This window comes from Streptomyces sp. TS71-3, assembly GCF_018327685.1.
GTDB lineage: Bacteria > Actinomycetota > Actinomycetes > Streptomycetales > Streptomycetaceae > Streptomyces.
Genome location: NZ_BNEL01000001.1, coordinates 1,095,983 through 1,108,725 on the forward strand (window position 1 = coordinate 1,095,983; position 12,743 = coordinate 1,108,725).

The window sequence follows — 12,743 nt, forward strand, 5'->3', positions numbered from 1 at the left end:
CGGCCCGGCGAGCCGCGGCGGGACGAGAGCCCCCTTCGGCTGGGCAAGCTGCCGCTTTGGGCCCGAAGTTGGGCCCCCAGGCCTATGCTGGAGCAACCCTCCCCGGCGTACGTTTCCACCGTCGCCGGCGTTTCCGGCCGGGAGGAAGCCGGAAACGCGGTCGGCGAACCGAAGACGTACGGGGTGTCGGCCGGTTGGGGGCCGGCCGAGATCGGAGGGGATCCGCATGACGAAGACGATGCTGAAGGCCGCCACGGCGACCCAGGTCCACGTCGGCCACTGGGCGAACACCACGGCCGACCGGCTGCGGCGCCGCGCCGACAAGGGCCAGGGCGCGATCGAGTACGTCGGCATCATCATCCTCGTGGCGGCGATCGTCATCGCGCTGCTGAACACGAAGATGGGCGACACGATCGCCAACAAGTTCAAGGACACCGTCAACAAGGTCCTCAACGGCGGCGGCTGATCCGCCGGGACACCGTCAAGAAGGACTCAGGGCAGGCCGCACCGCTGTACGTCACAGCGGTGGTCGGCCTGCTCTTTCTTGCGCTCCTCGTCTTCGCGTTCGGCAAGGCCGACACCAGCCGCAGCGGCACGCAGTCGGCCGCCGACGCCGCGGCACTCGCCGCAGCCCAGGACTCCCGCGACCAGTTCAAGACCCTCTTCCTGGAGAACGTCCTGAACGGCGGGTGGCTACGGGACCTCCTGAACGGCGACCGCATCGGGACGTACAACGGATGCACCGAGGCGGACCGGTTCGCGAGCCTGAACGACGCGGGCCAGGTCCAGTGCTCCCAGCTGTCAGACGGGCGCTGGGGATTCCACGTTCAGGTGACGTCGAACAAGCCGATGGGAAAGAGCATCATCCCCGGCACGGAGGACAAGCACGCGGAATCGAGTGCTACCGCGGTGGTGGAACCGAGGTGCGGGTTCGAGCCCGATCCGGACGCCACCGAATCCCCCTCGCCGCTGCCGCAGAATAACGGCGGCACGTCCGGCGATGACAAGGGCGACAAGAAGCCGTCGCCGGGGAAAATCACGTGCGACGACAGAGACTTTCAGATCGACCCGGACCACCTGGACCTTCTTCCGGACATGGCGGACCTTTTCACCGTCCGACTGGCCGAGGACTGAATGCGACCCCGACGTAAAGGAAAACCATCAATGAGCATGCGGCACGTGAGGCACCTGCGCCGGGCAGGGGCGGCCACCCTGATGGCGGCCGCCCTGGCCCTCACCGCGACGGCCTGCGGTGGCGATGACGCCAAGGACCAGCCGTCCGCTTCGGCGAGCAGTCAGGGTGGCGGGCAGGACCAGGACAACGGCGGCGGGAACTCCGACGCCGGTGCGAGCGAGCCGCTCGCGACCGTGCACGGCGACGGCGGCATCGACATGGTGATCCAGGACGCCAAGCGGGACAGCGGCGGCTTCCTGACGGTGAACGGCGAGTTCAAGAACACCAGTGGAACGTCGTTCACCACCCCGGTGCAGTGGAGTGGCCAGGAGACCGACGTCAAGGCGACCGGACCGTCGCTGGCCGGCATGACGCTCGTGGACTCCAAGGGCAAGAAGCGCTACTACGTGCTGCGGGACACCGACAACCGCCCGCTCACCACGAGCGACTACGCATCCAGCATCGAGGCGGGCAAGAGCCTGGTGTTCTTCGCGCAGTTCCCGGCGCCGCCGGAGTCGACGACCTCCGTCGACCTCCAGTTCCCCGGTTTCCCGAACGCGACGATTGAGATCAGCTGATGAGCGCCGCACCCACCCGTACGCACCGCGCAGGTGTCCGTACGGCCGTCACGGTCGTGGCCGGTGTGCTCGCGCTCGGGCTCGCCGCCGCGCAGGACTCGTGGGCCGACAGTCCCTACCCGTCCGAGTCCGCGCCACCGCCCGTCAAGGTCGACGGCAACGACCCCGACCTCAAGCTGCCGGGGGGCGCCACGCTGGCCGACCCCAAGGTGCTCGACATCAAGTCGGTCGTGGAGGACATGGGCGGTGAGGAGCGCCGCGAGGACACCAACACCAGCATCAAGTTCGCGCTCCAGGCCGAGGTGCTCTTCCCCAAGGACAGCGCGAAGCTGAGCGGCGAGGCGAACGCACGCATCGACGACGTCGCGGAGGAGATCCGCAAGCAGAACGCGACCCAGATCCGCATCTTCGGCTTCACCGACAACCTCGGTTCCGCCGAACACGGCGAAATCCTGTCCAAGCAGCGCGCCAACGCCGTCCAGGACGTCCTGTCGAAGGACCTCAACAACCCCGACATCACCTTCGAGGTCCGCGGCTACGGAGAGAAGTACCCGATCGCGACGAACGACAACGAAGCGGGCCGCAAGAAGAACCGCCGCGTGGAGATCTCGTTCCCGCGCTCCGGGGACACGGAGCAATAGGGGGCTACCGCCCGAGGCGGCAAGGAAAGGGCCGGTCCCCTCGGCGGGGATCGGTCCTTCCGCTGCCCGGCGGTTACCGGAGCAGGTGGTCGGCCTTGCCGGCTTTGATGTCCCTGATGAGCGCGGTCAGGGCGGCGCGGTCGTCGGTGAGGGGGTTCTCCTCCTGCCCGGCTATCGCGATGTATGCGTTGCCCTGTGTGTCGGTGCCTATGCGGAAGCAGTTCGCTCCTTCGCCGCAGAAGGGGGCTTCCCAGGTGATTGTGGGCACGGCTGGCGTCTCCTAGAGATCACGGGCAAGGGATTTGATGAAGTCGCGGGACTCCTCAGGGGCGAGGGCCACGGCTTCCATTGCGTCCAGCTGGGCGCGGTATTTCTGCAACTGAACTTCGGCATCGACGAATTCCGGCCCGTGGGTGATGTCCAGTTCCACGGTGTCGAGCCCGGGTACGGGTCCCTCGGCGTAGATGACCGACTGCCCGGCGCCCGGGAAACCTCCCGCTGTGAAAGGGATGACCCGGATGGTCACGGTGTCGCGCTCGGATACGCTGAGCAGGTACTCCAGCTGGCGCTTGATGGCTGCGGCGCCACCGAACTGGATGCGCAGCGCGGCTTCGTGGATGGTCAAGTCCACAGCCGGTGCTTCCGGCTTCTCCAGCACCTGCTTGCGATCGATACGCTGGGCGACCCGGACGTCGACGTCCGCGTCGGGCAGCCTGGGAATGACCGCAGCGAACACCGCCCGCGCATGTTCCTCGGTTTGGAGGAGCCCGGGCATGTGAACGGTGAGCGCAATGCGCAGCCGCCGGGCGTGCCACTCCATTTCTGCGATGTCCAGAAACACGGTCGGAAGCTGGCCCCGGTACGTCTCCCACCAGCCTTTCGTCCGCTCGGATGCCATGGCCGCCAGTGCGTCGATCAGCGCCTCGTCCGTGCAGCCGTAGTTGCTGGCGAGGGCGCGTACCCGTTCGGCGCTGATGCCTGATCGGCCTGACTCCATGTTGGGGACGTTCGTCCTTGGGACCCCCAGCAGGCCAGCGGCGTGCTCCGTTGTCATCCCCGCGGATGTGCGCATCTTGCGGAGTTCAGCGCCCAGCCTTCGCTGTCGCTCCGTCGGTGTGCTTCTCGGCGGCATTCGCCCCTCCAGTAAGGCTGTTCCGGAGCCAGTCTGCCGCCCGTCGTGATGCCGGGTCCACCAGGACGTCTCCCCAAGTCGTAGTACGCGTACTCCCAACATGGTCTACAGTGAGTACTGAATTGCTCACCTACGGTGTCGTACCGGAAGCGCATCGCGCGAGCCTGCCCATGTCCTCCTGCCCTGGGAGGGGTGGGCCCGTGCTCAGGGAGACAGGCCACCGGGCGACACCGGCACCGTCGAAGTCCACCGCACAGCAAAGGAGTCCGTCATGCCTGGAAGTGCCGAGCCGCTCGGCGTACGGGAAGCCGGGGCCTGCCCGGTCCGCAAGGACGCCGCATCGGCACCCCCCGATGCGGACCTGCTCTCGTACAGCCTCACCCTGCCCGCCGGCCCCGCGAGCGCCGGGATCGCCCGCCGGGCCGCGCAGTCGGCGCTCAGGGTGCACGGGTTGCACGACATGCGGGACGCGACGGTTCACGTGGTCGGCGAACTTGTCGCGTACGTATGGCAGTTCACGCCCTCCACGGAGGTGTACGTATCCCTGCGTTACCGTGACGGGGCGCTGCGGGTGACCGCGTACGACGGTCACCCCCGGCACACCCACCCCCGGGTCGCCGCCGCCTGCGAGGCGCGGCGGAGGGCGGCGCTGAGGTTGATGGGGTGCGTCGTGCGGGCGTGCGCGGGGGAGTGGGGCTTCGCGGAGGCGCGCGAACCGGGTGGTGGCACCCGGACATGGGCCGTGCTGCCCAGGGGGTCCGCGGCGGCCTTCGGCCAGTCCGACCGGAGCAGCCCGGCCGCCCGCGCCGCCAGGGCGCCGGTCTCGGACGACCCCGGGACGTGAGGGTTCCGGCCCACGGGCGGTGGGCAGTCCCTGCGGGTGGCGGGCGGTCCGCCGCGAGCAGGAGGTCGGAGCACGTGGGCACCCTGGCGGACGGGGCGGCGGGACAGACGGCTCCGGCCGCGGCGGTTGACGTCGCGCCACTGCGGCTGCCGGCCTTCCGCAGGTACCTGCTCGCGAACGTGGTCTCCGCCACCGGCAGCGCCATGGCCCCGCTGGCGCTCGCGTACGCCGTGCTCGACGCCGGGGGAGGGGCCGTCTCTCTGGGGGTGGTGCTGACCACGAGCACCGTTCCGGCCATCGTTTTCGCGCTCGCCGGGGGCGTCCTCGCGGATCGGCTGTCCCGGAGCCGGCTGCTGTTCGTCGGCAACGTGCTGGCCGGGGTCGCCCAGGCCGTGCTGACCGGCCTGGTCGCCACGCGGCACGCCGGCACGGGCGCCATCGCGGCATGCGGGTTCGCCTCCGGGGTCGCCGCCGCCTTCATCGCCCCGGCCGCGCAGGGAGCCGTCCCCCAACTCGTCGCGCCGGGCCGCCTCCAGGAGGCCAACGCGCTGGTCCGGCTGCCGGGCAACGGTGTACGGGTGCTGGGGCCCGTCCTCGGCGGGGTGCTCGTCGCCGCGGCCGGCCCCGCCTGGGCGCTCGGCTGGGACGCGGTCAGCTTCCTCGTCGCCGCGCTGCTGCTCCTGGGCCTGCGGCTGGACGCGCCCTCCGCCACAACGCCCTCCGCGGCCACCGAGCCCTCCGCGCCGGCGGTACCGGACCCGTCCTCCAAGACCCCGCCCGCGCGCTCCACCCCGCTCTCCGACCTCCGTACCGGCTGGGCCGCTTTCCGGTCGCGTACCTGGCTGTGGACGTACACCGTGGCAGGGACCGTGGTGGTCGCGGCCTGGCTCGCCGGGTACCAGCTGCTGGGCCCCGTCGTGGCGGCGCAGCGGTACGGCGGGGCGCGGGCATGGGGCCTGGTGCAGGGAGCGTTCGCACTGGGGCTGCTCACCGGCACGCTCGTCTGCCTCCGCTACCGCCCGCGCCGCCAGATTGCCGTGGCGGTGCTCGGCAGCGCGGGGCTGGCGCTGCCGCCGGCCGCCATGGGCCTCGGGCTGCCGCTGGCGTGGGTGCTGTCAGGGGCCGTGGTGGCCGGCGTCGGGCTCGACGTGGCCGTCGTCGCCTGGACCACCGCGCTCCAATGGCACGTTCCCCGGGGCGAGCTGGGCCGCATGAGCTCCTTCAATGCCATCGGCGAGCGCCTCGCCGTCCCGCTCGGCTATCTCATCGCCGCCCTGGCCGCGCAGACATGGGGTACCTCCACGGTCCTGCTGGCCTGCGCCGGCGTGGTCCTCGCGGCGACCGTGCTCAACCTCTCCGTACCGGACATGCACCGCACCGACCGCACCGCCCGGGAGGACGCCGCCGGGGGCGCCGGAGTACGGCCTCGGTGACCCCCAACTCGCCGCGCCCGCCGGTACTCTGTGGACCGCGCCGTGACGGGCCCGGACCGTGGCCGCCCGTCAGGAGTTGCCCGCCCGCCGGCTCCCCGCGCACGCCCGACACCCGCACTCCGATCCGAGCGGAAGGCACGCCATGGTGCGCGACCTCTACAACGTCCGCGAGCTGCCCGCCCAGGACGGCCCCACCCCGCTGACCGCGGAGGAGGAGCAGCGCTGCCGGGCCGCCTTCCTCGTCGAGATCGGCAACGCCGTCGCCGACCGGGGATGGGCGAGGTGGCCCGCGTACACCACCGAGGAGCGCAGGCGCCTGTACGACATCGGGCGTGCCCTCAGCGCACGCTGGGGCCGCCTCGTGCGGGTCGAGGCGGAGGACCCCACGAGGATGCTGTTCCGGCTCGACGACATGCCGCCGGCGCCCGAGTCCGTGACGTCCGGGTCCGTGACGTCCGGGTCCGTGATGGCCGGGTCCCTGTCGTCTGAGTCCTTGTCGCCCGAGTCCCTGTCGCCCGGCCGGGCCTGAGCCGCCGCGACGCGGCGGACCCCGGCAGACGCCGGGCGACGAGGCGTCAGCCCGCGCTCGGCCCCGTGCACGTCACCGCCCCTGGTCCCCGCCCCGCTCCATCCCTATACCTCGCCCTCGCCCTCGCCCGGCCGCGTTCCCCTACCCACTCGCCTCCGGACCCGTGCCCTGCCCGTCCGGCTTCTGCACCGCCACCCGGACGCCGCGCCTGATGCCCCAGCCGGCCATGGCGCCCGCCTCCGCCTCCAGGACGTGCCGGGCGCGCAGGCGGATGGTGCCGAGGCGGCCCGGCCGCATGGTGTGGACGGCGATGACGCGCAGCTTGCGGTCCAGGTAGGCGACGTCGATGGGGAACCGCATCCGGAAGGTGTGCACGTTGTTGGCGGGGGAGAGAAGGATCGCCCCCTTGATGCCGTCCCGCCCGAGCAGCCCCCGGGTGCGGGCGCGGTAGGACGCGGCGATCTCCAGAGGGACGGCCAGCCCTGATCCGGCGTCGGGGCCCGCCACGGCGTCGGCTCCCGCCGCTTCCCCGGAACCCCGCTCCCCGGCTTCGACGATCAGCGTCCCCCGACCGTTGCGCCAGCGCCCCATCCCGGCACCCCCTTCCCTCTCGCCATGTGACCACTCTCGCGGCACCCGGCCACTCTCCCCGCGCGTGGCCGTCCTGTTCGCCCCCGCGGGCGGGTGCCGTCGAGGACCGTATCCGCACCCCGCTGGGTCCCGCATGGGCCCACGGGCCCATGCCGTCGGGGGCGTGGCGCCCGTAGAGTCCGACCGTGCACGCACTTCTCCTCGTCCTCGCCGCGGTCTGGGGTGCCGGAACCGGACTGCTGATACCCCGCGCCGCCTACCGGCTCTCCGTGCAGCCGGACGAGCCCTGGCGCACCGCCTGCCCCGGCGGCCACCCGATCGCGGGTCCCCTCGGCGGCTGGCTGGGCCGTGCCCGCTGCACGGAGCCGAGCGGACCGGGACCGGAGACGTCGCACGCAGACGGAGAAGAGGAGGGGCAGAGGGACGCGACCGACGCGGACGGCGCCGTGTCCGCCGCATCCGACGGCATGCCCCCCGGCACGGTCTCCGCCACGGCGCCCGGCACGGTCTCCGCCACGGCGCCCGACGCGCCCGACGCCACGGCACCCGATATGGCCGCCACCACGGCTCCCGACGCCACCGGCACCGGGCCCGCTGTGACCGACATCACCAACCCCGCCGGCCCAGCCGGAATCGAACCGGCGCCCAGCGCCGGCATCGCCCCTGCCGCGACCACCAGCCACGACCCCGCGCCCACCCCCAGCCACGGCCCCGCGCCGACCGCCGCCCCCCGCCCTCACCCCCACTACGGCCCGAGCACCACCCCCGTCGCCGCCGCGACAGCTCTCCTCTGCCTCGCGCTGGCCGCGGGCACCGGGGCGCGGCCCGAACTCGTGGTGTGGCTGCTCGCCGTGCCCGTAGGCGTCCTGCTGGCCCTCGTCGACCATGCCGTGCACCGGCTGCCCGACGTCCTGACGTTGCCGCTCGCCGCGGGGTGCGCGGCCCTGCTGGGGGTGGCGGCGCTGCTGCCCGGCCACCGGGGCTCCTGGCCCGACGCCCTGCTCGGGGCCCTCGTGCTGGGCGCCGGGTACTTCGTGCTGTGCGTCGTCTATCCCCGGGGCATGGGCCTCGGCGACGCCAAGCTCGCGCTCGCCCTCGGTGCGGCGCTCGGCTGGTACGGCTGGACCGTGCTGTTCGTCGGCTTCATGGCCGGCCTGATCCTGGGGTTCTGCTACGGCGTCGGCCTGATGGTCCTGCGCAGGGCGGACCGGAAAGCCGGCATACCGTTCGGCCCCTACATGCTGGGGGGCGCGTTCCTGGGCCTGCTGCTCGGCGCGATCTGAGGAGCCGCCGGGCCTCTCCGCCCGCCACCGTCAGCCCCTGCCGGGCCGCCGGCGCGCCCCCGCCGGAACCGCTCCCCGGCCGCGTCACCACGCCTACGGCGTCGCGAAAGAACTCCGGAGAGTAATTGTTGCATGCCGGTGCACCCGCGATGACTTACGAAGGGTTATGGTGGAAACCCCCCCTCGGGCCGGTCCGTATCCCCCCCCCACGGACCGGCCCGTTTTCTCTTCACGCGCTCCGGCCCCGCTCCCGGCCAATTCACCGGCCCCGTTCTCCGCCCCCGCGCGCGAGCAGCCCCGCACGCTCTCACCCGAAGCGCCCCCGCGCTCCCACGCAAGCCACCCCCGCACGCTCCCGCCCGAGCCGCCCCCGCGTTCCCAGGCAAGCCGCTCCCGCGCACTCGCACCCGAGCCGCCCCCGGTTCGCGCGAGCCGAGCACCGGCGGGGACCCCAGCGAGCACCGGCCCGGACCCGAGCCGAGCACCCGGCCCGCACCCGCACGAACACCGGCCGGGACCCGCGCGGTAGCCCCACGAGGCGCCTGCCGCCCGGGCCGCCGGCCGGAGCGGGCCTCAGCGCCGGCCGGCCCAGATGTTGGTGCCCGGCGTGGACACGGCGAACTTGTCGATCTCGGCGATCTCCTCCGCGGTGAGCGGGGCGGCCCCGAGCGCCGCCACGTTCTCCTCCAGTTGCCGCACGCTCGACGCGCCGATCAGCGCCGACGTCATCCGCTCGTCCCGCAGCACCCACGTCAGCGCGAGCTGCGCCAGCGACTGGCCGCGGCGCTCCGCGATGCCGTTGAGGCCGCGCAGCCGGGTCACGACCTCGTCGGAGAGCAGGTTCGGGTCGAGCGACTTGCCCTGGGTGGCACGCGAGCCCTCGGGTATGCCCTTCAGGTACTTGCCCGTGAGCAGGCCCTGCGCGAGCGGCGCGAAGGATATGCACCCCATGCCGGCCTCCTGGAGCGTGTCCAGGAGCAGCTCGTCCTCCGTCCAGCGGTTGATCATCGAGTACGACGGCTGGTGGATCAGGGGGCGCACGCCCATCTCGTTCAGCAGCCGTGCCGCCTCGCGGGTCTGCTCGCTGGTGTACGAGGAGATGCCCACGTACAGCGCCTTGCCCTGCTGCACGGCCGAGGCGAGCGCCCCCATGGTCTCCTCGAGCGGGGTGTCCGGGTCGAAGCGGTGCGAGTAGAAGATGTCGACGTACTCCACGCCCATCCGTCCCAGCGAGGCGTCCAGGGACGACAGCAGGTACTTGCGCGAACCCCACTCCCCGTACGGGCCCGGGTGCATCAGATAGCCCGCCTTGGTCGACAGCACCAGCTCGTCGCGGTACCGCCTGAAGTCCTGCCGGAAGAGCTTGCCGAAGTTCAGCTCGGCGGAGCCGGGCGGCGGCCCGTAGTTGTTGGCCAGGTCGAAGTGGGTGACGCCCAGGTCGAAGGCGCGGCGCAGGATGGCCCGCTGGGTATGCAGGGCGCGGTCGTCGCCGAAGTTGTGCCACAGCCCCAGCGAGACGGCGGGGAGCCTGAGGCCGCTGCGGCCGGACCGCCGGTACTCCATCGAGTCGTAGCGCTGGGCGGAGGCGTCGTAGAGGGAAGAGTCGCTCATGGGTACGAAAGTACGTCAGGGCCCCGGCGGCCCGGCAGAGGTGTGGGCGTCCCCGTGACCAGGCACACGTCCCGGTGTTTCCGGGCCCCCGCACCTGCGGCGGTGCGCCGCGGGACCGGGCGCGGCGCCGGTGCCCCGGCCGCCCCGCCCGCCCGTCCGGCGGCGGGCTCCCGCGGGCGCCCCGGCGCACGCACCCCTTCCCGCGGGCGCCCCGCGGGGCGGGGCGCCACCCCGGGCCGTACGTACGTTCCGCAGCGGTAGGCTTTCGACCTCGGGGCTGTTATCCGCATGGAGGGGCTGACGACAGTGAACCTGCGCGACCTGGTGTACCGACTCTACGCACGCCGGGTGGAAGGCCGCTTGGACCACGAGCAGATGCCGGGGCACATCGGCGTGATCCTCGACGGGAACCGCCGCTGGGCCAAGGCCGCCGGTGGCACCACCGCCCAGGGCCACCGCGCGGGCGCCGACAAGATCACCGAGTTCCTCGGCTGGTGTGCCGAGACGGACGTCGAGGTGGTCACCCTCTGGATGCTCTCCACCGACAACCTCGACCGGCCGGAGGAGGAGCTCATCCCCCTGCTCGGCATCATCGAGGACGCGGTGCGCGGCCTCGCCGCGGACGGCCGCTGGCGCGTCCACCACGTCGGCACCATGGACCTCCTGCCCGGCCAGACCCAAAGGGTACTGAAAGAGGCAGAACAGGCCACAGTGGGCAATGACGGCATACTCGTCAATGTCGCCGTCGGGTACGGCGGCCGCCAGGAGATCGCCGACGCCGTGCGCTCCCTCCTGCTCGACCACGCCCAGAAGGGCACCAGCTTCGAGGAGCTGGCCGAACTCGTCGACATCGACGTCATCGCCGAACACCTCTACACCCGCGGGCAGCCCGACCCCGATCTCGTCATCAGGACCAGCGGCGAGCAGCGGCTGTCCGGTTTCATGCTGTGGCAGTCGGCCCATTCGGAGTACTACTTCTGCGAGGTCTTCTGGCCCGCCTTCCGCAAGATCGACTTCTTGCGTGCGCTCCGCGACTACGTGGCCCGCCACCGCCGCTTCGGCGGCTGACACCCCTCGGTCCGGGGGGAGTTGAGGGCGGCCCGGACACCGCGGCGGACCTGTCCCGGGGCCCGGTGGGCACAGTTCGGCAACACCCATTTCACCTGGGTGTCGTCATATGCCATGGCATGCCTGCGCCTGTTCGAGGGAATATGTCTTCCAGGTCGACACCCCAGCGGCACCGGCCGGTGCCCACCTGAGGTGGCGCACCTCAGCGGGCGGCGTGGGGCCGCCCGTCCGGGAGGCCCGTTGCACCAGAAGGACCGTACCCACCGTACGGACTGCGCGGATGACACCGAGGGCCGCGCCAGGCCCGTGTCCCGCGGCCTGAGCCGGTTCTCTCCCGTCCCTCGGGGAAATCCTGTGCCCCGGGGGAAGCTCCGCGACGCCGTCGCTCCCCGACCTCTTCCGAGGGGGTACGTCCTTCCGTGGTGACCAGTACAAAGCGCCGCATGCCCGACCGGCGCACCTACGTTCTCGACACCAGCGTGCTGCTGGCCGATCCCAATGCGCTGTCCCGCTTCGACGAGCACGAGGTGGTGCTCCCGATCGTCGTGGTGACAGAGCTGGAGGCCAAGAGGCACCATCCGGAACTCGGTTACTTCGCCCGCCAGGCCCTGCGCCTGCTCGACGACTACCGGATCCGGTACGGCCGCCTGGATGCCCCGCTGCCGGTGGGGGACCTGGGTGGGACGGTGCGCGTCGAGCTCAACCACTCCGACCCTGGCGTCCTGCCGGCCGGCTACCGGCTGGGGGACAACGACTCCCGGATCCTCGCGGTCGCCCGCAACCTCCAGGCCGAGGGATACGACGTCACGGTCGTCTCGAAGGACCTCCCGCTGCGCATCAAGGCCTCGTCCGTCGGCCTGCTCGCGGAGGAGTACCGGGCGGAACTGGCCATCACGGACTCCGGCTGGACCGGCATGTCCGAACTCACCCTCTCCGCGGAGCAGGTGGACCTCCTCTTCGAGGAGGAGACGCTGTACGTGCCGGACGCGGCGGACCTGCCCGTGCACACCGGCCTGACCATCCAGTCGGAGCGCGGCAAGGCGCTCGGCCGCGTCACCCCCGAGGGTCAGGTCAGGCTGGTGCGCGGGGACCGCGAGGCGTTCGGCATCAAGGGGCGCAGCGCCGAGCAGCGCATCGCGCTCGACCTGCTGCTCGACCCGGACGTCGGCATCGTGTCCATGGGCGGCAGGGCCGGCACCGGCAAGTCAGCCCTCGCGCTCTGCGCCGGTCTGGAGGCCGTCCTGGAGCGCAGGCAGCACGAGAAGGTGATGGTCTTCCGGCCCCTGTACGCGGTGGGCGGGCAGGAGCTGGGCTACCTGCCCGGCACCGAGGCCGAGAAGATGAACCCCTGGGCCCAGGCCGTCTTCGACACCCTCTCCGCGGTCACCAGCCGCGAGGTCATCGAGGAGGTCACCGCCCGGGGCATGCTGGAGGTGCTGCCGCTCACCCACATCCGCGGCCGCTCCCTCCACGACGCGTTCGTCATCGTCGACGAGGCCCAGTCCCTGGAACGGAACGTCCTGCTGACCGTCCTGTCCAGGATCGGGGCCAACTCCCGGGTCGTCCTCACCCATGACGTCGCCCAGCGCGACAACCTGCGCGTCGGCCGGTACGACGGCGTCGTCGCCGTGGTGGAGAAGCTCAAGGGCCACCCGCTCTTCGCCCATGTCACGCTCACCCGTTCGGAGCGGTCGCAAATTGCCGCACTGGTGACGGAGATGCTGGAAGAGGGGCACATCTGACGGGTCCGGAGAAGACCGACAGGTCCTACCGGAATCCCCGGACGGCGCCGGTGCGGGGATCCACGTTACGAGACGGGGATTCCCGGTCCACCCGAAGGGGTTGTCCCGTTGCTCCCG

Annotated in this window: 14 protein-coding genes; 10 read left to right on the forward strand and 4 right to left on the reverse strand. The window is 71.9% G+C overall.

Annotated elements, in window-relative coordinates; translation table 11 throughout:
- Positions 1-226 precede the first annotated feature (226 nt).
- The 4 genes from Sm713_RS04650 to Sm713_RS04665 are packed head-to-tail and all read left to right on the forward strand — an operon-like array spanning position 227 to position 2,393.
- Positions 227-466, forward strand: a complete 240-nt coding sequence (locus Sm713_RS04650) for a hypothetical protein (RefSeq protein WP_212908396.1) — start codon at positions 227-229, stop codon at positions 464-466.
- A complete protein-coding gene (locus tag Sm713_RS04655) occupies positions 466-1,134 on the forward strand; it encodes a pilus assembly protein TadG-related protein (protein ID WP_212911784.1) in 669 nt (222 codons plus the stop codon). Before Sm713_RS04650 ends, Sm713_RS04655 begins: the two co-directional genes overlap by 1 nt.
- Before the next feature lie 30 nt (positions 1,135-1,164).
- Positions 1,165-1,752: a hypothetical protein gene (locus Sm713_RS04660; RefSeq protein WP_212908397.1), complete on the forward strand. Its 588-nt coding sequence runs from the start codon at positions 1,165-1,167 to the stop codon at positions 1,750-1,752.
- The gene (locus Sm713_RS04665; RefSeq protein WP_212908398.1) at positions 1,752-2,393 is read left to right on the forward strand and encodes an OmpA family protein; all 642 of its coding nucleotides are present in this window, start codon (positions 1,752-1,754) and stop codon (positions 2,391-2,393) included. The genes Sm713_RS04660 and Sm713_RS04665 overlap by 1 nt, the downstream gene beginning before the upstream one ends.
- Positions 2,394-2,466: 73 nt before the next feature.
- On the opposite strand, the gene Sm713_RS04670 is transcribed toward Sm713_RS04665, so the two are convergent.
- A complete protein-coding gene (locus tag Sm713_RS04670) occupies positions 2,467-2,661 on the reverse strand; it encodes a hypothetical protein (protein WP_212908399.1) in 195 nt (64 codons plus the stop codon).
- 12 nt (positions 2,662-2,673) lie between these two features.
- A complete protein-coding gene (locus tag Sm713_RS04675; protein ID WP_212908400.1) occupies positions 2,674-3,525 on the reverse strand; it encodes a helix-turn-helix transcriptional regulator in 852 nt (283 codons plus the stop codon).
- Positions 3,526-3,796: 271 nt separating this feature from the next.
- Between Sm713_RS04675 and Sm713_RS04680 the strand changes: the two genes are divergently transcribed.
- The 3 genes from Sm713_RS04680 (at position 3,797) to Sm713_RS04690 (ending at position 6,331) form a co-directional block, all read left to right on the forward strand.
- Complete coding sequence (locus Sm713_RS04680) at positions 3,797-4,369, forward strand: ATP-binding protein (protein ID WP_249416088.1); 573 nt, start codon at positions 3,797-3,799, stop codon at positions 4,367-4,369.
- On the forward strand, positions 4,261-5,802 hold the full coding sequence (locus Sm713_RS04685) for an MFS transporter (RefSeq protein ID WP_212908401.1): 1,542 nt from the start codon (positions 4,261-4,263) through the stop codon (positions 5,800-5,802). The genes Sm713_RS04680 and Sm713_RS04685 overlap by 109 nt, the downstream gene beginning before the upstream one ends.
- A 142-nt stretch (positions 5,803-5,944) precedes the next feature.
- Positions 5,945-6,331 (forward strand): hypothetical protein, encoded by a 387-nt coding sequence (locus Sm713_RS04690; protein ID WP_212908402.1) that lies wholly within the window; start codon positions 5,945-5,947, stop codon positions 6,329-6,331.
- Between the two features lie 141 nt (positions 6,332-6,472).
- Here the strand turns inward: Sm713_RS04690 and Sm713_RS04695 are convergent, their stop codons facing one another.
- Positions 6,473-6,922, reverse strand: a complete 450-nt coding sequence (locus Sm713_RS04695) for a DUF192 domain-containing protein (protein WP_212908403.1) — start codon at positions 6,920-6,922, stop codon at positions 6,473-6,475.
- Positions 6,923-7,107: 185 nt separating this feature from the next.
- On the opposite strand from Sm713_RS04695, the gene Sm713_RS04700 reads away from it, so the two are divergent.
- Complete coding sequence (locus Sm713_RS04700; protein WP_249416089.1) at positions 7,108-8,205, forward strand: prepilin peptidase; 1,098 nt, start codon at positions 7,108-7,110, stop codon at positions 8,203-8,205.
- Between the two features lie 573 nt (positions 8,206-8,778).
- Here Sm713_RS04700 and mgrA read toward each other — a convergent pair.
- Positions 8,779-9,816: an L-glyceraldehyde 3-phosphate reductase gene (gene mgrA / locus Sm713_RS04705; protein ID WP_212908404.1), complete on the reverse strand. Its 1,038-nt coding sequence runs from the start codon at positions 9,814-9,816 to the stop codon at positions 8,779-8,781.
- A 306-nt stretch (positions 9,817-10,122) separates the two neighbouring features.
- Here mgrA and Sm713_RS04710 point away from each other — a divergent pair, with 306 nt between their 5' ends.
- Positions 10,123-10,884 (forward strand): isoprenyl transferase, encoded by a 762-nt coding sequence (locus tag Sm713_RS04710; protein ID WP_212908405.1) that lies wholly within the window; start codon positions 10,123-10,125, stop codon positions 10,882-10,884.
- Between the two features lie 419 nt (positions 10,885-11,303).
- On the forward strand, positions 11,304-12,626 hold the full coding sequence (locus Sm713_RS04715) for a PhoH family protein (protein WP_212908406.1): 1,323 nt from the start codon (positions 11,304-11,306) through the stop codon (positions 12,624-12,626).
- Positions 12,627-12,743: the final 117 nt, after the last annotated feature.